Origin of the sequence: Sphingomonas sp. CCH9-E2 (assembly GCF_001557215.1) — a bacterium.
Lineage (GTDB): Bacteria > Pseudomonadota > Alphaproteobacteria > Sphingomonadales > Sphingomonadaceae > Sphingomonas.
Genome location: NZ_LSJM01000305.1, coordinates 35,763 through 56,377 on the forward strand (window position 1 = coordinate 35,763; position 20,615 = coordinate 56,377).

Here is a 20,615-nt window from a genome sequence, read left to right on the forward strand (position 1 = left end):
ACCCGGATCAGCTCCGTGCCGCGGTCCAGATACCCCGGCAATCGTAGATCAGTTTGCCGGCGCGCTGCTGGACCGTGACATCCTTGAACGCGTCATGGTCGACCAGCAGCACCAGCACCTCGCATTCGGCCAGCGCGGTGGCGAGGTCGGTCAGCTGCGCGCCAGTGCCGTCAAATGCGCGCGGCAGCGTGTCGACATGCGGCTCCACCAGCTGCACGCGGGCGCCGAACCGCTCCGCCATCAGCTGCGCCACGCGCAGCGCGGGGCTTTCGCGCAGATCGTCGATATTGGGTTTGAAGGCGAGGCCGAGGCAGGCGATCCTTGCGTCGGGCGCCGACTCCGCCAGCGCGGCTGCGCGGTCGAAGCTATAGCCGATCTTGCCGTCATTCACTTCGCGCGCGGTGCGGATCAGCCGGGCATTGGCGGGATCGCTGTGCACGATGAACCAGGGATCGACCGCGATGCAGTGCCCGCCGACGCCGGGGCCGGGCTGAAGGATGTTGACGCGCGGGTGGCGGTTGGCGAGGCGGATCACCTCCCACACGTCCAGCTGCAGCGTGTCGCAGACGATCGACAATTCGTTGGCGAAGGCGATATTCACGTCGCGGAACGAGTTCTCGACCAGCTTGCACATCTCCGCCGTGCGCGCGGTGGTGACGATGCACTCACCCTCGACAAAGCGTTTGTAGAAGGCGGTGGCGCCGTCCGAACAGCCTTTGCTGATCCCGCCGATCGAGCGGTCATTGTCGACCAGTTCGAACAGGATGCGGCCGGGCAGCACCCGTTCCGGGCAATAGGCGACACAGACATCGGCGGTGTCGTCCCAGCCTTGGGGGAAGCTAAGGTCGGGGCGTGCGGCGGCGAGCTGGTCGCGCAGCTGTTCGGTCGTGCCGACGGGGGAGGTCGATTCGAGAATGACCAGATCGCCGCGCTTGAGGACGGGGGCGATCGTCTCGCCCGCCTTCAGCACATAGCTGATATCGGGGCGGTGGTCGTCGTCGAACGGGGTGGGGACGGCGATCACGAACACGTCGCACGGTTCGGCCGTAAGCGACGCGGCGAGGTGCCCCGACGACACGACCTGATGCACCAGCGCGTCGAGATTGGCCTCCTCGATGTGGATCTCGCCGCGGTTGATCGTCTCCACGACATGCGGGTTCACGTCGATCCCGACGACGCGGGCGCCGGTCCGGGCGATCACCGCCGCTGTCGGCAGGCCGATATAGCCGAGGCCGACGACCCCGACGCGAAGCTGGGCGTCAGCGGGCATTGACGATGGTCCGTGCGATTCGGTCACTGCTCTTCCCATCTCCGAACGGGTTGTGGGCACGCGCCATGGCGGCATAGGCCTGCTCGTCGTCGAGCAGCTCAAGCGTTGCGGCGACGATGGTTTCCTCGTCGCTGCCGACCAGCCGGGCGGTCCCGGCGACCACGCCCTCCGGCCGCTCGGTCGTTTCGCGCATCACCAGCACCGGCTTGGCGAGGGCCGGCGCCTCTTCCTGCACCCCGCCGCTGTCGGTGAGGACGAGGTGGCAGCGCGCGAGCAGGGCGACGAAATTGGGATAATCGAGCGGGTCGATCATCGCGACATTGGGCATGCCGCCGAGCACCGCCTGCATCGGCGCGCGGACATTGGGGTTGGGATGGACCGGGAAAATCACCGCGACATCGGGGCGCTCGGCGATACGGCGCACCGCGCGCGCCATGCCCTCGAGCCCTGCCCCGAAATTCTCGCGGCGGTGGGTGGTGACGGCGATGATCCGCTTGCCGGCGAACGGGGCGAGGATCGGATCGATCTGCGCCGCAAGTGAGGGATCGCGCTCGATCGCCTCCAGCGTGGTGTGGAGCGCGTCGATCACAGTGTTGCCGGTCACCTCGACCCGCTCGGCGGGGACGTTTTCCGCCAGCAGCGCGTCACGCGACGTGTCGGTCGGTGCGAAATGCTGGTCGGCGATGGTGCCGATGATCTTGCGGTTGACCTCTTCGGGCCAGGGATGATGGATGTTGCCGCTGCGCAGCCCCGCCTCGACATGCGAGACCGGGATCTTGCGGTAATAGGCGGCGAGCGCGCCGACCATCGCGGTCGCGGTATCGCCCTGCACGACCACGCGATCGGGCTTTTCCGCGTCCAGCACCCGGCCGATTTCGCGCAGCAGTCGCGCCGTCAGCTCGTCGAGCGACTGGTTGGGCAGCATGATGTCGAGGTCATGGTCGGGGACGATGCCGGCAATCGCCAGCACCTGATCGAGCATCTGGCGATGCTGCGCGGTCACGCACACGCGCAGATCGACGGCGGGGTCGTCGCGCAGGCGCTGAACCAACGGGTAGAGCTTGATCGCCTCTGGCCGGGTCCCGAACACGATGAGAACGCGCAATCGCGGTGCAGTGGCCATGCCGGTCCCCTTCCAGATCAGCAATTTGGAGGCAAGTATTATTCGGCGCGGGTAGGGCGATCCTGTTGCGTGCCAGTTACGAAATCGGAGTCATCGTCAGTGCGTCAATCCACAGATTGGCGCTTTCCATCGTGTCGCTCTTGAGCCCGATCAGGCTGAGCTTCGGTCCGACGCACCCGGCGGGAACGTCGAACGCCAGCGTAAAGCGCTGGGGGCGGTCGACGCCGGGCGCCAGTGGCTGCCGTGCGATCTCGCGTTCCTGAACGCCGCGCCCGCAGCGAAGCGACCAGTGAACCTGCCCGGCCGCGACCTCGGCATCGGTGGTGGCGCGCCCGGCAAAGCGGTAGCGGCCGGCGGATAGCACCAGCTGCTGCTCGGCAAAGGTCACCTGTCGGTCGCCGGGATAGGAGATGTAGAGCGCCCGGCCCTGGCCCGGGATCAGGCTTTCTCCCGGTTCGGCGATCACCCCGTCATCGTTGAAATAGCGCCAGCCAAAGGGCGGGGGCACATCCAAGCCTGTGAAATCGCCGTCACGCAGCAATCCGCCCGCCTGGATCCGCGTCGCGCGAGGCAGCATCTGCATCCAGCGGCGGTGGAGCAAGGGCAGCCGCATTTCGCCTGCGGCACGCTGGAAATAGGGGGTTGCCTCAGCCGTGGTGGCAGGTGCGCCCAGCGCTGCGAGCCGGGCGAGCAGGGCGTGACCGGCCTCCAGATCGACCTTCGGACTGGCGAGTTCGAGCAACAGCGCGCCGCGCCAGCTGGGGTTGGTTGCCAGCATCCGCGCCATCGGGTCGATCACGCGCGGATCCTTGATCCGCTGGGCGAGCAGCGGGATAACCACCTCCCAGTTGGTCGAGCGCTGGCGCAGCAGGATGTCGGCTTCGGAAAAGGCTTCGGCATAGCGGCCGGTGGCGAGCCGATTCTCGAACAGCCAGGCATGGGTGAACAGGTCACGCAGCGAGAATTTGGCGGCCATGCTGAACAACGCGTCGGCCTGGGCGTCCTTCTTCTCGAAGGCGGCGAACAGGCCCAGCGTGCGCAGCGCGACCGGGTTATAGGGCTCGGCGCGCACCGCGCGACGGCTGAGGTCGATCAGTGCCGCCTGATCCTCGCGCTTGGCGCGCATCAGCCGATATTCGATCTGGCTTTTCAGCGCATCGGGATTGCCCGGCGCAACTGCGAGCGCCGCGTCGGGCTGAACCCGGGCCAGCATGAAGCCGACCCGCGACTGGAACAGCAGGCCGACGAAGAGCAGGGCGATCACGATCGCCGCGATCCGCGCCGGCCAGCTGCCGGTGGGCAGCCGCACCGGCTTGGTTCCGGACAGGGTCATGGCGGATCCGTTCAGCCGCGGAGAATCCGGCGCGCGAGGGTCTTGCCCTGGCGGTTGCGACGCTCGCCATATTCATAGCTGTAGGCGTAGCTGTAGCCGGAGGTCTTGGCGTCGAACTTGGTGAGCACTGCGCCGATGATGCGGGCATTGACGTCGGCCAGACGACGCAGCGACACGCGCACCACCTTGGTCCGGGTCTGCTTCGACGCGATCACGAACACCGTCGCTTCGGCATAGTTGGCGATCAGCGGCGCGTCGGCGAGGCCCAGCACCGGCGGACCGTCGATCACGATATGGTCGAAGGTCTTGAGCAGGGTCTCGAACGCCAGCGGCAGGTTCGGGCCGGCGAGCAGCTCGGCCGGGTTGGGCGGGATCGGACCGGCGGTCATCACCGCCATATCCGGGTGCGGACCCTGCTGAATGAAGCGCTTGATGTCCTCGGCACCCGCCAGCACGTTGGTCAGGCCACCGCTGTTGGTGAGCTTGAGCATGTGGTGAATCGACGGGTCGCGCATGTCGGCGTCGATCAGCAGCACCTTCTTGCCCAGCTGTGCGAAGTTGCGGGCGAGCGCGACCGAGCTGGTCGACTTGCCTTCCGCTGCGCGCGAGCTCGTCATGAAGATCACGCGCGGCGCACCATGGCTGGTCGTGAAGCGCAGTGCCGTAAACAGCGACAGATAGGATTCGGCCAGCGGCGTGCGGCGGTCCTCCATCACCTCGAGCAGGTTTTCCGCATCGGGCAGGCGCGGGATGCTGCCCAGCAGCGGGATGCCGAGCTTCCACTCCAGATCGTCCGGCGCCATGATCGACTGGTCGAGCTGTTCGACGAGGAACGCGAGCGCAGCGCCGAGGAACAGGCCGAGCATGGTTGCGAGCAACAGGTTCATCGTCGTGCGCGGCTTGATCGGGCCGTAGGACGGCAGCGCGGTATCGACGATCGAGACATTGTTGGTCCCGACGCCGCCGGCCACACCGATCTCCTTGTAGCGCTGCAGCAGCGCGTCATAGAGCGAGCGGTTGGTGTCGGCGTCGCGCTGGTAGATATTGTACTGGATCGAGCGGCGGCGCAGGTCGAGCACGCCGTCCTTGAGCCCGTCGACCTGGGCCTGCAGCTGGGCTTCGCGCGCGGCGGCCGCCTCATAGTTCGACCGCAGCGAGGCGAGGACGTTGCCGCCCTGCGACCGCAGCTGGCGATCGATCTCGTCGATCTGGCGCTTGAGCGCCTGCGCGGCGGGATATTCGGGTTCGAACCGCGCGAGCAGCTTCGAATATTCGCCCATCAGTTCCGCGCGCTGACCGCGCAGCGCCGTGATGGTGTTGTCGCTCAGCCCCTCCGACGCGGCGAGCGGGCCGCTCTTGCGGGCTTCGTTGTAACGCGCCTCGGCGGCGATGCGTTCGGCCTTGGCCGTGGTCAGCGCGGAGCTGAGCGCGCCGAGTTCGGTCCCGACCAGCGAGGGTGCCGCGGTCGTGCCGCCGCCTTCCTTCTGGACGGGAGCATCGAGGTTGATGATGCGCTGATCCGACGCATAATCGACGATCTTGCGTTCGGATTCCTCAAGCCGCTGGCGCGTCTGCGCGATGCGGTCCTCGAGATATTTGCGGGCATAGCTGGACGCGGCGAAGCGACGCGCCAGATTCTGTTCGATGAACGCTTCGGACAGCGTGTTGACGATCCGTGCCGAAAGCTGGGGATCGGGGCTGTCGAAGCTGATCGTGACGAGGCTGGACGAACGGGTCGGTTCGATCGTCAGGTTCGCCATCAGCATGCCGGCGGCCGCGCGTTCGAGATTCTTGCGCTGTTCCGCCCCCAGTGCGCGGGGCCGTTCGCCGGGCTCTCGGCCAGAATAGCCGTACATGAAGGTCGGATTGTTCGCGAGGTTGAGCTTGCGCACCACCAGTTCGGCCAGCGCGCGGCTCTTCAGCAGGCCATATTGGGTCTGGTAGAATTCCTGCGAATAGAATGCGGGCCTTGCCGACCCGTCGTCGGCATTGACCACGCGTGCTGCTTCACGCGCGATTTCGATCGAGCCGGTCGAACGGTACAGGCGCACCGTGGTCGCGTTGATATACACCGCAAGCGCGATCGCGATCAGCACCGTGGCGACGATGAACCAGCGCCGACGCAGCAGCACCTGAAGATAATAGGTCAGCGGGCTTTCGCGCCGCTCGTCCTGGACGAGCGCGGTAAGCATCGGGTCCGCCGAATTTCCGTTCGCACCAGACTGTCGCCCTTCCGGGGGACGGGGCTGCGCAGTGACGTCGTTCATGGAAGGTCGAACCCTTAACGGAGAAGATAGAAGAGACTGAGCAGCGGAGCGGCCTGGATCGCGTCCTGGAACAGCGACCTGTTGGCGTTGTTGCCCACCACGATCACGTCATTGCCGAACACGGCAGGATCCTCGGCGCGGGCACCACGAATCTCGTTCATGTCGAAGCGGGCGACCATGCGCTTGCCCTGCACCGTGCGGAACACCAGCACCTCGCGCTTCAGCGCGTCTTCGGTCAGGCCGCCCGAGATCGCGATGGCGCGCATCAGCGTGGTTTCGCCCGACACCTGATAGACGCCGGGGCGCGCGACGGCGCCGTCGATCGTCACCTGCTGGCTCACCGCCTGGTCGATCACGACATTCACCTGCGGATCGCGGACATAGCGGGCGTAGCGCTGGCGCAGATCGGCGGCCAGCTCGCTCGAGGTGAGGCCTTCGGCAGGCACGGCACCGACCAGCGGCAGGTTGAACGTGCCGCTGGCATCGACCGTGCCCGACGTCGTCAGTTCGGGCACGCCGAACACGCTGACGGTCAGCTTGTCGAAGGCACCGATGCGCGGCGCACGCTGGCGCGGCGCGGTGTCGGCCGCGGTCGGTGCCGGCAGCCCTTCGGCAACCTGTGCCGTCGTCGCCAGCTCAGGCTTGAAATTGGGCTTGCCCGCACATGCCGAAAGGGCACCGGCCAGCGTCATTAGGGTAAGGAACCGGGCGTTGATAACGGCCTCCATCAAATGGTGTCGAGCTGCGCGCCGCATACCCCTGCGGCGCCCATCTTTAGGGGTGCGATTGCGAATAGGAAACCCCCGGGATCATGTTGTCGATGCGCGGCCCCGACGCCCGTCCGATCCGCCCCGCGCTGCCCCGTGAGGCGGCGATGGGCGGGGTCAGCAGGGCGCAGAGCAGTGCGAAATAAACCGCAAAACCATCGGTGCGGAGCGGATAATCGCCCGCCGAATGCAGGATCACGAAGACCATCACCATCGCGGCGGCGCGCTGCTGCCGGTTGATGGTGCGGCTTTCGGGCTCGACCCGAAACGCCTGCCACGCCCGGCACACATACCAGATCAGACCCGCGGCGAGCGCGACCGCACCGAACACGCCGAATTCGATGAGGACCTGAAGATATTCATTATGCGCCTGGTTGAGATAGGCGAACTGCAGTCCGTCCCGCGTTTCGTAGCTGCGATAGATCGGGTCGAAGCTGCCCACACCGGTCCCGAACGGCAGGAAATCGCGCGCAATGCCCAGCAACTGCGGCACCAGCGCAACCCGCTCCGATTCGCCGCCGCTAAACGAGAAGGCACCGTTCCCGATCACCCCGGTCAGCAGCAGCGCGACGACCGCGCCGCCCGCCGCCAGGACCGACAGCCCGCCGCCGAGCGCCAGTCTGGGGCTGATCCCCAATTGGCGGAACGGCACGAAGGTCGCCGCGAACACCAGCGCGATCAGCGCGAACACGGTCGCCGCGCGCGAAGCGCTGGTAAAGATCGCGGCGAGAAACAGCAGGATGACGATGCCGGCGGTGAACAGCTCGCCCGTTGATGGGCGGCGCCGATCCGAGGCGCGCTGGGCGAGCCACCAGCCAACCAGAACGATGCCCCCGCTCATGAAATTGGCGAGATGGTTGGCATTGGAAAAGAAACCGACCCCCGCGTCGCGATTGGTGATCGCGTAAAAATAGAGCGGGCTTTGGTCGCCTGACAGGAACTGGGCGATGGCGAGCAGGGCGCTGACCACCATCAAGCCGAGCACGGCCGTGAGCAGGGTCGTCCGCCCGGCGGCATCCAGCTGTGACCCGAGAACATAGGCGACAAAGGCGCAGAGCAGCATCAGCAGTGCATCGAGCGTGCGTAGCGGCGTCAGGCTGATCGCGCCCCAGGGTTGTTCGCCGACCAGATCGACTGCGGCTTTGGCCAATTCGCGGCCGGGCAGGGCGGTCCACAGCGCGTAGGGCAGTGGAATGAGCTGGATCAGCACGAGAGCGATGACGGCAACCCAGATCAGTGCTGCCGGACGTTCGATCCGGATCATGGTCGATCCGCGCTGCCACACCAGCCACACGAACGCGCCGAGCGTGACCAGCCGGGTAAGGAACGCCCCCCCGGTCTCGATCCGCGACGCCCCGCCGAACAGGATCGCCGCGGCCAAGACGGCCAAGGCAGCATAGAGCATGCCTGGTCGACTGGAATTGAACAAAACCCCGCATCCCCTTGTTCGACGGCGCAGCGCGGTCCTTAACCATCGCCACCAGCCTTGCCAAGCGCGCGCGGCGTCGGGCGCTTGCAATTCACCGCAAGCGGGTTAGGTCGCGTGACGATGGGGCCACGCGCGGGCCGGATCGCAGAGGAGCTGAACTTGGTCGATCGCCCGCGTCGCGGACTGCGCGTCCTTTATCTCGCGACCGATGCCTATGGCGGACATGGCGGCATCGCGCTGTTCAGCCGCAATCTGATCGAGGCGCTCGACGCCGATGACCGTGTCGCCGAAATCCTGTGCCCCCCGCGGATCGCCGATGGCGAAATCGGGCCGTTGCCGGCCAAGCTGACCTATGACCTCAGCGGACTGAGCGGGCGCGGAGCCTATCTGCGCGCGGTGTTGCGGCATGTGCTGACCGGTCGAATCGATGCGATCATCGTGCCGCATATCAACCTGGCTCCGGTGGCATGGCTGGCCGCGAAGCTGACGCGCGCACGCTGGGCACTGTGTCTGCACGGCATCGATGCCTGGCCCGCCGCAGCGACGCCGCGGCGGCGCTTCTTCGGGCTGCGCGCCGATGCGATCGTGAGCGTGAGCGCGCTGACCCTGGGGCGGTTCCGCAGCTGGTGCCCCGTCGATCCCGCGCGCTGCATGGTGATCCCCAATGCGATGGACTTTGCCGGCTATGCCCCGGGGCCGCGCGATCCGGCGCTGGAGGCGCGCTATGGCCTCTCTGGCAAGCGCGTGATCCTGACGCTCGGCCGGCTCGACCCGGAGGAGCGGTACAAGGGGTTTGACGAGATCATCGAACTGCTCCCCGAACTGGCGCCCGACATCAGCTACCTGATCGCGGGCAAGGGCGATGATCGCGCGCGGCTGGAGGCCAAGGCGGCGGCGCTGGGGGTGGCCGACCGCGTCGTGTTCGCCGGGATGGTGCCCGAGGAGGAGAAGGTCGCGACCTACCGCCTGGCCGACGTCTATGCGATGCCGAGCACGGGTGAGGGGTTCGGCTTCGTGTTCCTCGAGGCGATGGCGTGCGGCATCCCGACGGTCGCCAGCGACCTCGACGGCGGACGCGAGGCGGTGCGCGAGGGCAAGCTGGGCCAGGCCGTCGATCCGCGCGATCGCGTCGCGCTCAAGGCGGCGGTGCTACGCGCGCTCGACCAGCCCAAGGGCGTGCCCGACGGCCTCGATTACTTCGCGCTGCCCGCCTATCGCGCGCGGATTGCCGATCTGCTCACCCGATTGGTGGCGTAGTTCAGCGCGCTGCGATCGCGGTTGCCAGAACGCGTTCGAGCTGCGCCGCGCCTGCCTCCCAGGTGACCGATGACAGATCGGGGTCGGTCGCGGGGATCGCTCCAGCGCGCCACGCATCCCAGACGGCATCGAGCGCAGTGGCGAGCTGTGCTTCGTCCGAGCAGATGCGTAGATCGCCGTCCACGCGCGCGGCCAAGGCCTTGGTTTCGGGATATTCACCGGGGAACGCGATCAGCGGACGGCGGCATGCCATCAGCTCCAGCGCCTTGTGGTGGAAGGTGAAGGTGGACCAGATGTAGCAATTGACGGCTGCATCGTGACACAATTTCGCCAGTCGGTCGTGCGGGACGTTGCGCTCGACGCTGGCGGCGCAGTTCAGGTTCGCGCGCGCGATGGCGGCGCGGACATTGCCGTCCGCCGCTCCGGCATAATGGAACAGCGTGGCGTCGCGCCGCTCGGCACCGCCCGCTTCGACCCAGCTGGCAAAGCCGCGCATGAAGCGCGTCAGAAAATCATCGGTATAGGTGCTGCCGATCAGCGTCACGAGGAAGCGGTCGCTGCGCGGACGGCTGTCCGGTGCGGCGATCATGTCCGGGGCGACGCTCGAATAGATCACTGCATGCGGCTGGGTGAACCACTGAGCGGCGAAGCCCGCGTGCAGTTCGGCGTTGCTAGTGAAGGCGGCGGCATCGGCGAAGCGGCGTTGCAGCACGCCGTGCAGCCGGCCCGGGACATAATTGGCGAAATTGTCCTTGAAGTCGATCGTCCAGGGCACGCCCGCCGCATGCGCCAGCTGCTGGCCGGCGACGAGGTTGCTCAAATTGCCGAAATTGGCCCAGACGATGTCGGGGGTGAAACCCTGCAGGATCGCCGGCTGGGCAGCACGCACCGCCGCGACCCAGTCGCCATGCACGCCGCCTTCGACCGCGATCATCCAGGCGGTGAGCAGGCGCCGGAGCGGGGCCGGGACCGATTGCGCGCGCTGAAGCCGCAACAGCGGATAGCCACGCGGTGCGAGTTCGAGCAGGAGCGGGGTGGACCAGTCCTGTGCGGCGATCTTGGCGGCGATGCTCCGCGCATCTTCGCCGGGCGAATCCGGGTCGGCGACCGGCGCAAGCACCAGTACCTGATGCCCCCGCGCCGCCATCGCGCGGGCGAGCGAGATGACCCGCAAGCCATAGACATGCCCCAGCGCCGGCGACATGTCGGAAACGAAGACGCAGCGCATGGGCGTGCTCAGGGGCGTGCGTAGCTGGCGGGGACGCGCAGACCCTCGGGCAGCGGGCGGTGCGGGGGCCAGGCGACGAAGTTGCAGGTTTCGTCATCCTGCCGCTCATGGTCGGCGAGCAGGCGGAGCGCGCCATTTTCGGCGATGCGGTAGATGGCGTAATCGCCGCCGACCTGCTCGAAAAAGGCGAGCACGCGGCGCAGCACGTCGGTCTCATAGGCTTCGAACACCACGAACGGGCGGCAGCGCGCGACGGTGTCGTGCGCGCCCGCCAGCACCACATCCTCGAACCCCTCGACGTCGATCTTGATCAGGTCGACATCCTGCCCGGCCAATTCGATGTCGAGCGTGGTCACCGGCACCTGCAACAGCTCGGCATTGGTGTCGCCGCTGCCCGAGAAGGACGAGCGATCGACCTGCGGGCGCAGGCTGAACTCGGCGGTGCCCGGCTCTGCACCGAGTGCCTTCGCCACGATCGATACGCCGGGATAGTGCGCGGCGACCTGCGCCAGATAGGGCTGGCACAAAGGCAGCGGTTCGAACGCGACGATCTTCGCATTCGGCGCGGCACTCGCCATCAGCGCGGTGATGTAGCCGATGTTGCCGCCGACATCGGCGATCACGCGCGCGTCGCGGGCGACCCAGGCGATGACGTCGTCCTCGACCGTCTGGTGCGTGTAATAGCCATGGACGGCGAGCGGGTAGAAGACGTTGAGCGCGAGATCGCCGCGCAGCGTCATGCTGCTCGACTTGAGCTTCGCGGGATAGTGGCGCAGCCCCGGCAGCACCGGGCGGAGCAGCTTGATCAGGCTGTGCCCGCCGCGCGGAAGCGCGGTGGCAAGGGCGATGACGGCGTGTTCGATAGCCATGACGATCAGAGCCCGTAATCGCGCACGGGAATGTCGCCGCGCGCCATCCGCTGGTCGCTGACGCCGACATACATGGCGTAGCGCGTCGTGCAGGAATCGCGCTCCACCTCATAGGTCAGCGGCGTCAGGAAGCCGTTGAACAGGTGATAGAGCTTGTACGGGAGCGGCGCGAAATATTCGTCGACCTCCCACAGATAGCGCTTCGACGCGGTCCAGCCGCTGGCGAATTCGAACATGAACAGGTCGATCTTCTGTTCTTCCAGCAGCTTCTTCGCGCCTTCGAGGACGTGGAGGTCATAGCCCTCGGCATCGACCTTCATGAAGTTGACGTGATCGACGCCGTTTTCCGCGCACCAGGCATCGAGCGTGGTGATCGGCACCTTGTAGGTGGTCGGCACTTCGCCCGGCAGTTCCTTGCGCGGGGCGAGGCTGTTGCACATGTTTTCGTAATCGTGGAACTCAAGCTCGCCCGGCTCGGCGGCGAGACCCTGGTTGACGAAGGTGACGCGGGCATCCTGCGCGAAATCGGCGGCATAGCGCTCGGCGGCGAAGCGCGAGGGGTCAAAGCCGACGACCTTGCCCTGTGGCCGCGCCTTCAGCATCTCGGCGGTCGAGGCGCCGTCATGAAAGCCGACATCGATCACGGTCGGGGCCGGATCCATCAGCGTCAGCAGCCAGCGCTCACCATTGGTCTCGCCATTCAGCGAATAATTGCGGACGACCACGTCGAACTTGCGGCTGAACCGAATGAAGGCGCGGGCAAAGCGTGCGCCGACCGGGTTCCAGAAGATGCGCTGGAGCAGATGATGGCGCGATTTGGCATTCAGCATGAAGAGAACCTTGCGGTCTGCGAGGGGTGGAAACGCGGTGGAGAACGGCCTGAATTACGCGGCCGTGCGAAGACTTGGGGCAGGAGCGGCGCTGTCGAGCCGGTCGAAGAATTCGCGGCGCCAGCTTTCGACGATGAACGGCTGCCACAGGATCCAGCCGAGCCCGGCCTCCCCCGCAACGGCACGATCGAGAATCTTGTCCCAATAGCCTGCCTGCCAATAAGGCGACTGGCGGAAGCTCTGCGAGGCGAACAGGTCGCGGACCATGGTTTGCAGGCGCGGTGACTTGAACCACAGATCCTGCGGGGGGTTGAACCCCTGTTTGCGCCAGCGCGCGCGAATATCCTCGGGCAGGATGCCGCGCATCGCCTCGCGCAGCACGCGCTTGGTCTGCACCTCTCCCATCAGCAGGTGCGGCGGCAGCGACAGCGCGAAATCGGCAAGGCGGTGGTCGCAGAAGGGCAGGCGCACTTCGCGCGAATGCGCCATCGAATTGCGGTCGCCATAGCGCAGCAAGGTCGTCAGATATCCGCCGAAACTGTCCTCGGCCAGCGCGCTGGCGAGCGGATGGAATGCGTCCTGCCGCACGCGGTCGTTCTGCGCCATGATCTGCTGCGCCACGCCCGGTTCGATCGCATAGAGCACGCTCGACCCCATGCCGAAACGGTTGGCGAGCAGGTGGCGCAGGCGGAAGGGCAGGCGGTCGCGCAGCGCGCGTGCCGGCGGGGTGAGCACGCCGGGATAGCGCGCCTCGATCTGCGGCATCTCTGCGTCGAGCCGCGCGCGGTCGCCGGTTTCGCGGAGGCTGTCGAGATAGAGCGCGAAATAGGTCTCATAGCCGCCGAGCAGCTCGTCCGACCCCTGACCGTCGAGCAGCACGGTGACGTTATGCTGCTTGGCGAGGTGGAACACGCACCATTGCGCGAACTGGCTCGACCCGCCGGTCGGCAGCTCATTGTGCCAGATGAAGTCGGGCAGGTCGTCGATCAGCCGGTCGACCGTCGGTTCGACCAGATGGCTCTTCACCCTGGTCGCGTCGATCACGACCTTGGCGAAGTGATACTCGTCCGCCGGGGTGCCGGGGAAATGGCCGGTGAAGGTGTTGTACTCGGCATCGTCACCGACCAGCTGACGCGCGATGCACACGATCGCGCTGGAATCGAGCCCGCCCGACAGGCACGACCCCACCGGCACGTCGCTGCGCAGGCGGATGCGGACCGAATCGATCAGCAGCTCGCGGAATTCGGAGAAGACGTCGGCGTCCTTCATCGTGGCGCGGCCGGCGTCATAGCGCGGCGCGTAATAGCGCCAGATTTCGGGTTCGAGCCGCTGGAGGTCGAACGCGATCGCCTCACCCGGCAGCAATTGTTCGACCGCGTCGAACACCGTCTGGCGGTCGGCGTCGAGCCCCTTGCTCGGGTTCACCGCCGCGCGCAGCACGCGGAAATCGTCGTAACCGCGCCCGACGCCGGGCAGGGTCAGCAACGCCTTGTATTCCGATCCGAACGCGATGAAGCCGTCGCCGCGTGCGAACAATAGCGGCTTTTCGCCATAGCGGTCGCGCGCGCCGAACATGGTGCGCGCCTGACGGTCGAGGATCATGAAGGCGAACATGCCGTTCAGCCGGTCGACGACCTTGCGGCCCCAGACGCGATACCCCTCGATGATCACTTCGCTGTCGCTGTGCGAGGTGAAGCTGGCGCCGAGCGCGATCAGCTCCTGCCGCAGCTCGACATAATTGTAGATTTCGCCGTTGAAGATCAGGACGTAGCGACCGTCCGGCGAATGCATCGGCTGGTCGCCGGCATGGCTCAGGTCGATGATCGACAGGCGGCGATGGCCGAACCACACGCCCGCCTCGGCATCGCTCCACTCGCCCGACCCGTCAGGGCCGCGATGCGCGATCAGGTCGAGCGCAGCGCGATACCGCTCGACTTCCAGCGGTCGTTTGCCGACCCAACCCAGAATTCCGCACATGCCTAGTTGATCCCCAATTCCGTTTCCGCTCAGCGCGCCGGAAGGCCGCCGAGCAGCGATCGGCCCAGCGGAACCAGATCGCGCACCCGTTGCCAGATCGCCGGCCCCGGCCCCTGCTTGGCCAGCGCTTGTGAAACGGCGACCAAGTCCGCCTCCAGATTCATGCCGGTTTCCGCCATCAGCTCGCCCAGCGCCGAGCGATGGTGGTTCAGCATGGTTTCGGCCATGTCGATATAGCCAAGCGCCGCCGTCACCAGCACCAGCTTGGCCGCCATAACAGGGTCGGTTACCGACCTGAAGTCACGCACTGCGATGTAATCCGCCTGCGCAATCACCGGACGCGAGCAGGGGATCGCGGCCCGGCTGCTATAGGGGAAACCGGGACGCTGCCGGTTGCGCCAATGCTGAATGCCGATCAGGTCGATAACCAGAAATCCGGCATCGGCGAGCTGACGGCCAATGTCCCATGCCAGCGGCTGGTTCACGCGCTGCTCAAGAAACGACGTCTCGACCCGGATCGCCAGGCACGACCGCAGAAATGCCGCGCCGCCCGACAGGATGTCGCCTTCGGCCCCCTCCACGTCGATCTTCAGATAGTCGCACCCGGTGAGTGCGCCTTCGGCGGCGAGTCCGTCGAGCGAGCGGGTGTCAACCGGGATGCGCTGATCGATCTGGTGCTGGGCACTGGTGCCGAACCACGCGATCATTTCCTGATTGTGCGGCAGCAGCGATGCGCTCTCCGGCGACGGGGGGATGTGCAGCGTTGCCGGTCCGTCGAACCCGCCGACCGCGACCGGCAGGATCGTGCGGCTGCGCCAGGGTGCAGGATCGCGCCCGGCCAGCGCGGCGGCTTCGCCCGGCTCGGGTTCGAAGCCGATCATGTCGGTGGCCCAAGCGAGCGGAAGCATCGCGGAATCGACCCCGCCCCGCGCGCCGATATCGATCGCGCTGAAACCAGTGCGCTCGCAAAAACGCGCCGAGCTCAATGATTTAAACAGGCTGACTTCACTCATCGGGCCTAGATCCTCCCGGTTGCGGGTGCGCCGTGCTGCGTTCCGTCCAGCGCAGCGCAGCAATGACGAGCGCGGTTACCATCCAACCGCCCAGTTGGATATAGGCAAGGGCCTCACCCGTGATGGCATTGCCGGCCCATAATGTCCCGCCGATGACGATCGCGGCATAGGGCACGAATATCATCAACTGCGTCCACATATGGCCGCGCGCGACGAGCAGCTGTTGCTGCACATTGCAATAGACGGTCGGGATGACGGCAATGACGACGAGCGCGAACATGTAGCGATGATCGCGGAATTCGGGACCGTACAGGCCGAGGATCAGGCCGGAGGCGGCAATCGTGATCGCGCTGAAGACCGTCGCCAGCGCGAGGTTGAGCAGCAGATTGTAGCGCTGAAGCCGCTCCGTGTCGTGCGCGCGGCCCGCGCCGATCGACGCGCCGAGCATGGGCAACACCGCCGAGGCGAGCGCGGTCAGAACCATCAGCACCGGCAGCCGCCATTGCGCCCCCGTGTTGATCACGGCGAGGTCGGTAAAGCCGCTCGGCACGCGCGACAGCGCGTAGTTGCCGATCCAGGCCGCCACCCCCTGCACCACCGCCAATAATCCGCTCGGCAGTGAAAAGCTGAGCAGCAGATCAGCGTGCGCAAACGCGCCGCGCAGCGATATGCCGGTGCGCAGTGCCCGCCGGTGGCTCCGCGCGGGGATCGCGACGGCGAGCAGGCGCAGAAGGTTGGCCGCCGCGACTGCTGCCATCACATAGTTCAGACTGGGCGCGAACAGCGCGACGGGAACGAGCAGCATGAAGGCTGCCGCAGCGGTCCAGGACCGGGCAAGCGCCAGTACGCGAAATTCCTGCTTCGCCTGCAGCAGCGCGTCGCTCAGCCCCGCCTGGACCGAGGTGAGCAGGATGATCCCGCTGAAGATCACCGCCCAGCCATGCTGGCTCTCCCCGAGCAGCCAGCTGGACAGGCCCGCCGGCCAGACCAGGCAGAGCGCGAGAAAGGCGAGGGTCAGGCCCCAGGTCAGCCGGTCGGCGAGCAGCATCACCGCGCCGGCGCGCTCGGGATCGCGCTCCGAGAAACGCGAGACGATCGAGATGACCGAATAGGGCAGCTGCAGCGAGGCGATCGGGGAGGCGAGCGCGATGGTGCTGAGCAGCAGCCCGTAGCGGCCATAATCGTCGACGCCGATCGCGCGGGCGATCAGGATCGTCTGGACCAACGCCGCCACGCGCTCGACCATCGACGATCCGAAGATCCAGCCCGCACCGCGCAGCCAGGTTGCGATCGGGCTTGCCCCGAGCAGATAGGAAGGCGTGAGCCGCGCGCGCAGCCACGCGATACGGCTCATGCGTCGCTCCGCACGACGCCGCGTGCGCGCAGATGCGCCGCGAGCTCCGCTGCGCGCGCGTCGAGACTGTAGGCGGGCACGCAGCGCGCGTGACCCGCCAGCGCAATCCGGCGACGGGCGTCGTCATGTTCCAGATAATGGCCGATCCGCTCGCACAGCGACGCGGCGTCGGCGAATACGTCGATCTCTTCGCCCGGGACGAACAGCGACCGCACCTCGTCATTGTCGATGTGCAGCATGAAGCCGCCGGACGCGGGAATTTCGAAGGTGCGGGTGGAAGTCACGTCCTGCCACCCGTCGGGCGGGACCGGGCCGTGGTGCATCGCGACGTTGATGCGGCTTTCCTCGATCGCGCGGGCGAAATAGTCGCCGACCAGGGGATAGCCGAGTACATGGCGCTCGAGCGCGGTCCCCTGTGCCGGGCCGGTCCAGCCATTGCCGATCACCGCGATGCTGCGGTCGGGAAACGCTTGCGCAACGGCGAGCATATAGTCGAACTTGTAGGGCGAGAAATTGCCGATGTGCGAAATATCCCAGCGATAGGGGACTTCGCCGTGATGCCGCCGGGCATGCACGTGTGGCGCATAGCCGTGGTGGACGAAGCCGGTCCGTTCCGGGCCATAGGTTTCGCGCAGATGGTCGAGATGATAGCTCTTGGTCGTCACGATCTGGTCGTAGCGGGCATAGGCCTCGGGCGACGAGCCGTCGTGATTATAGGCGACATCGGGGTAGAAATTGACCGTCCGCACCCCGCGCGCCTGAAGCGCCGCGAGCGTGTCGGCGGTGATGTAGCTGCCCTTGACCGTGACCAGCACCTCCGCATCGATCCGCGCGGCGTGGTCGAGGATCTCGCGGTTATAGGCGGCGATGCCATGGCCGGTGAGCAGGCGGTTGGCGATGCGGTGGATCAGCCCGTGCGCGCGGCCGAGATAGGATCCCAGATCGACCTCGGCGACATCCCAGCCCTGCCCGCGCAGCCCCTGCGCCAGCGCGCGGCCGGTCGAGCCGTGCCAGAATTCCGTCGCCATGACGGCGCGGATCGGGCGGCGGGGATCAGCGGCGGACTGCATCAAGCGCGGCCATCACGCCGCCCACGCTGCGGCGCATGTCGAGTTCGTCGAAAATCTCGAGCGAGCGCTGCGCCATCGTCGCGCGCTTGTCCGGATCGGCGGCGAGGATCGCCAGCGCCTCGGCCAGCGCCGCAGTGTCACCGCACGGATAGACGATGACATTCTCGCCTTCGCGCGCAATGTCGGTCGGCCCGACCGCGCCGATCCGGTCGCTATAGATCATCGGCAGGCCCATGCATGCGCCCTCCGACGTGATCAGCGGGTGCGGGTCGGCCTGCGAGGGGTGCACCAGCACATCGGCGGCGGCATAGAGCGCGGGCAGGCGGTCGACATTGACGAAGCCGGCGAAGCGCGCGGGCAGGCTTTCGGCGGCGGCGCGCGTCTTCAGCTCCTCGAACAGCTCGCCATTGCCCGCGAACAGCGCGCCGATGCCGTGGCCGGGATGGAAGCGGGCGAGCGCGTCGATCAGGTCCTGCGGCCGCTTGCGCGCTGACAATTTGCCGACGAACAGCGCCAGCATCTCGTCTTCGGGAATGCCGAATTCGGCGCGCACCTGCGCCCGCAGCGCGGCGCGGTTGGCGCGGGCGGCGCGGTACGTCTCTTCGTCGATCGTGAAGGGTGATCGGAAGATGCGGTCGGCTGGGGCACCGAAATGCCGGTAATAGTCCTCGTTGCGGTCGCCGACCGAGAGGAAGGCGGAGATGCGCGAGTAGACAAGGCGCACCAGCAGCGCCTTGACCGCCTGTTTTAGCCCGCCGCGCTCCTGCAGCAATTCGCTGTCGGAGATGATCATCGCCGGCACGCGGTTGCGTCCGCACCACCAGAGCGCGCGGCGGACATTGGCCTGATTATAGCCGTAGAGCAGCACCGCGTCGGGCCGGAACGCGGCGAGCCGCTCGGCAACCTTTGGGCTGCTCGGCCAACTCGGGCTCGGCTGCTGGCCCGGGCGAGCGTCTTCGAGGAATTCGTGCGAGTAGCCGCCGAGCATTTCCATGTTCCAGGAAATCTCGGCGTTCATCTCTTCGTCGAAATAGGCCTGAACCCCGACCGGCGCGCCGAAGATCAGATGCACGTCGAGATCGTCGCGCGCGGCGAGCGCGCGGTAGAAGGGGACGAAATGCTGGATCGGGTGGGTGACCACGATCGCCAGCCGCGCCTTAGCCATTGGCTGTCACCGGTTGCAACGCGACGACCGGGCCGTGGCTGTCGAGCAGGCGGAAACGGCCGCTGTCGAGCAGGGTCGCGACCAGTTGCTGGTGCGTGCCATGCTCACGGCTGTCATGGGTTTCCATGATGATGATGCGCGCGCGGGCAAGCGCGTCGAGGTCGTGGCGCAATATCTGCCACTCCACCCCCTCGATATCGCTGATCAACGCGAAATCCGTGATGCCATGTTCGTCGAGCAGGCCCGACAGGGTGCGCGCGGGGACCTGCACCGTCTGAAGGTCCGGCGCTTCGCTGGCGATGCGGCCCGACACCGAGCTTTCGCCCATCGCGAACGCGACGGTGTCGCCGCCGCCATAGCTGATCGCGACTTCGGCGACGGTCGTGTTGGTCTCGCAGCCGTTAAGCGCGAGGTTGCGGCGCAGCGAGCGGGCGAGGCGCGGATCGGCCTCGACGATCACCATGCGCCGCTCGGGCGCGATCGCGCGGCGGGTGGTGCAGCTGATCACGCCGAGGCTGCCGCCCAGCTCGACCACGTCCACATCGCGCGGCAAATGCCGCTGGACGAAGCGATATTCGCCGCTCTCATAGCCGCCGAGCAGCAATGCCGCCTTGATCTCCGGCGTTACCACGGGGTCGCTGGTGTCGATGGTCAGCCCGCGATGCGGGATGCGGTCGCGCAGCAGCTTGGCGGCGATCACGCCGGTCGTGCGGTTGGCAAGGATCGGGCCGACGATGCGGTTGATGCGGGTGCGAAGGCTGGTCATGCGGGCTCCGGCACGATCACATAATCGCCGCCCATCAGCGCGTCGGGCGCGACCTCGTGCAGCGCAATGCCATGGGTTGCGCCGTGGCGGACCCCGGCGATGCGGTAGAAGCGGGAGCGCTCGGGCACGAGGGCGACGATCTGCGCAGCTTCGTCGGGAGCAATGCGAGCGCCACCGCCGAGTTCGATCCACAGCACCGGGCGGTCGCGGCGGATGGTTTCCTGCAAGCCCTGCAGCACCGAAATCTCGAAGCCTTGCACGTCGCACTTGATCGCATCGACCGGACCGACGTTCAACCGGGCGAGCAGCGCGTCGCCCTGTTCGACCTGCACCGTTGCGACGGCTTCGAGCGGGGCGTCATATTGGTCGGTGGTGACGAGCGTGCCGAGGCCGCCATTGTCGCCGGCGGGCGAGTAGAGCTGGAAGCTGCCCGGCTCCGCGCCGAGGCCGAGCTGGTGCGGGGTGACGTTGGTAGCGTTGTTGAGCGCGAGGTTGCGCTGGAGCCGGCCGAAGACCAGCGGGTTCGGTTCGAAGCTGTGGACCTGGCCAAAGGCGCGCGAAAACTGCAGCGCATGGGTGCCGACATTGCCACCGATGTCGAGGATCGTGCGGCGACGGTTGGCGGGGATGCGCGAGAGGAAGGCGGCGATCTCGTCGCGCTCATAGCCCCCGAACAGATAGGCCTGTCGCTCGACAAAGGAGTTGAGTTCGCCCTCGACCCATACCCCGTCATTGGCGACGCGGAAGCTGCCCGTGGGGCCGGCCAGGCGGTTGGCCAGCGATCCCCAGCCGCGCAGATGGCGCAGGCCGCGCAGCGCACGCACGGCGCGTGCGGCAGCGCCCGGGTGCAGCTCGCCCTGGGGTGTCGTTCCGGTCAATGCTGGTCCCCCTGACCTT

Annotated in this window: 17 protein-coding genes; 1 reads left to right on the forward strand and 16 read right to left on the reverse strand. The window is 66.8% G+C overall.

Annotated elements, in window-relative coordinates; genetic code table 11:
- Positions 1-7: 7 nt before the first annotated feature.
- The 6 genes from wecC to AX681_RS14155 all read right to left on the reverse strand — a co-directional run bounded on the left by wecC (position 8) and on the right by AX681_RS14155 (position 8,165).
- Positions 8-1,270 (reverse strand): UDP-N-acetyl-D-mannosamine dehydrogenase, encoded by a 1,263-nt coding sequence (gene wecC / locus AX681_RS14130; RefSeq protein ID WP_066660999.1) that lies wholly within the window; start codon positions 1,268-1,270, stop codon positions 8-10.
- Positions 1,260-2,393 carry a non-hydrolyzing UDP-N-acetylglucosamine 2-epimerase gene (gene wecB, locus AX681_RS14135; protein ID WP_197421953.1) on the reverse strand — a complete coding sequence of 378 codons (1,134 nt, stop codon included), beginning with the start codon at positions 2,391-2,393 and terminating at the stop codon, positions 1,260-1,262. Before wecB ends, wecC begins: the two co-directional genes overlap by 11 nt.
- A 76-nt stretch (positions 2,394-2,469) precedes the next feature.
- Positions 2,470-3,726: a hypothetical protein gene (locus AX681_RS14140; RefSeq protein ID WP_066660996.1), complete on the reverse strand. Its 1,257-nt coding sequence runs from the start codon at positions 3,724-3,726 to the stop codon at positions 2,470-2,472.
- 11 nt (positions 3,727-3,737) lie between these two features.
- Positions 3,738-5,918: a GumC family protein gene (locus tag AX681_RS14145; protein WP_066682406.1), complete on the reverse strand. Its 2,181-nt coding sequence runs from the start codon at positions 5,916-5,918 to the stop codon at positions 3,738-3,740.
- An 89-nt stretch (positions 5,919-6,007) separates the two neighbouring features.
- Positions 6,008-6,721, reverse strand: a complete 714-nt coding sequence (locus AX681_RS14150; protein WP_066661465.1) for a polysaccharide biosynthesis/export family protein — start codon at positions 6,719-6,721, stop codon at positions 6,008-6,010.
- A 46-nt stretch (positions 6,722-6,767) separates the two neighbouring features.
- Positions 6,768-8,165, reverse strand: a complete 1,398-nt coding sequence (locus tag AX681_RS14155; protein ID WP_066661467.1) for an O-antigen ligase family protein — start codon at positions 8,163-8,165, stop codon at positions 6,768-6,770.
- A gap of 183 nt (positions 8,166-8,348) precedes the next feature.
- On the opposite strand from AX681_RS14155, the gene AX681_RS14160 reads away from it, so the two are divergent.
- Positions 8,349-9,446, forward strand: a complete 1,098-nt coding sequence (locus tag AX681_RS14160) for a glycosyltransferase family 4 protein (protein WP_197421968.1) — start codon at positions 8,349-8,351, stop codon at positions 9,444-9,446.
- A 1-nt stretch (position 9,447) separates the two neighbouring features.
- Here AX681_RS14160 and AX681_RS14165 read toward each other — a convergent pair whose 3' ends face one another.
- From AX681_RS14165 to AX681_RS14210, 10 genes are read right to left on the reverse strand one after another with little or no spacing between them, the layout of a single operon-like run.
- A complete protein-coding gene (locus AX681_RS14165) occupies positions 9,448-10,674 on the reverse strand; it encodes a hypothetical protein (protein WP_156442805.1) in 1,227 nt (408 codons plus the stop codon).
- A gap of 8 nt (positions 10,675-10,682) precedes the next feature.
- Positions 10,683-11,543 carry an FkbM family methyltransferase gene (locus AX681_RS14170; protein ID WP_066661472.1) on the reverse strand — a complete coding sequence of 287 codons (861 nt, stop codon included), beginning with the start codon at positions 11,541-11,543 and terminating at the stop codon, positions 10,683-10,685.
- Between the two features lie 5 nt (positions 11,544-11,548).
- Positions 11,549-12,373: an FkbM family methyltransferase gene (locus tag AX681_RS14175; RefSeq protein WP_066661475.1), complete on the reverse strand. Its 825-nt coding sequence runs from the start codon at positions 12,371-12,373 to the stop codon at positions 11,549-11,551.
- A 54-nt stretch (positions 12,374-12,427) separates the two neighbouring features.
- Positions 12,428-14,350 carry an asparagine synthase (glutamine-hydrolyzing) gene (gene asnB, locus AX681_RS14180; protein WP_066661478.1) on the reverse strand — a complete coding sequence of 641 codons (1,923 nt, stop codon included), beginning with the start codon at positions 14,348-14,350 and terminating at the stop codon, positions 12,428-12,430.
- Between the two features lie 29 nt (positions 14,351-14,379).
- A complete protein-coding gene (locus AX681_RS14185; RefSeq protein ID WP_082738010.1) occupies positions 14,380-15,363 on the reverse strand; it encodes an FkbM family methyltransferase in 984 nt (327 codons plus the stop codon).
- A complete protein-coding gene (locus AX681_RS14190; protein ID WP_066661484.1) occupies positions 15,356-16,717 on the reverse strand; it encodes an oligosaccharide flippase family protein in 1,362 nt (453 codons plus the stop codon). Before AX681_RS14190 ends, AX681_RS14185 begins: the two co-directional genes overlap by 8 nt.
- Positions 16,714-17,787: a CgeB family protein gene (locus AX681_RS14195; RefSeq protein ID WP_066661486.1), complete on the reverse strand. Its 1,074-nt coding sequence runs from the start codon at positions 17,785-17,787 to the stop codon at positions 16,714-16,716. Before AX681_RS14195 ends, AX681_RS14190 begins: the two co-directional genes overlap by 4 nt.
- The gene (locus AX681_RS14200; RefSeq protein ID WP_066661490.1) at positions 17,771-18,952 is read right to left on the reverse strand and encodes a glycosyltransferase family 4 protein; all 1,182 of its coding nucleotides are present in this window, start codon (positions 18,950-18,952) and stop codon (positions 17,771-17,773) included. The genes AX681_RS14195 and AX681_RS14200 overlap by 17 nt, the downstream gene beginning before the upstream one ends.
- The gene (locus tag AX681_RS14205) at positions 18,945-19,718 is read right to left on the reverse strand and encodes an FkbM family methyltransferase (RefSeq protein WP_066661492.1); all 774 of its coding nucleotides are present in this window, start codon (positions 19,716-19,718) and stop codon (positions 18,945-18,947) included. The genes AX681_RS14200 and AX681_RS14205 overlap by 8 nt, the downstream gene beginning before the upstream one ends.
- Positions 19,715-20,596: an FkbM family methyltransferase gene (locus AX681_RS14210; protein WP_066661494.1), complete on the reverse strand. Its 882-nt coding sequence runs from the start codon at positions 20,594-20,596 to the stop codon at positions 19,715-19,717. Before AX681_RS14210 ends, AX681_RS14205 begins: the two co-directional genes overlap by 4 nt.
- Between the last annotated feature and the right edge of the window lie 19 nt (positions 20,597-20,615).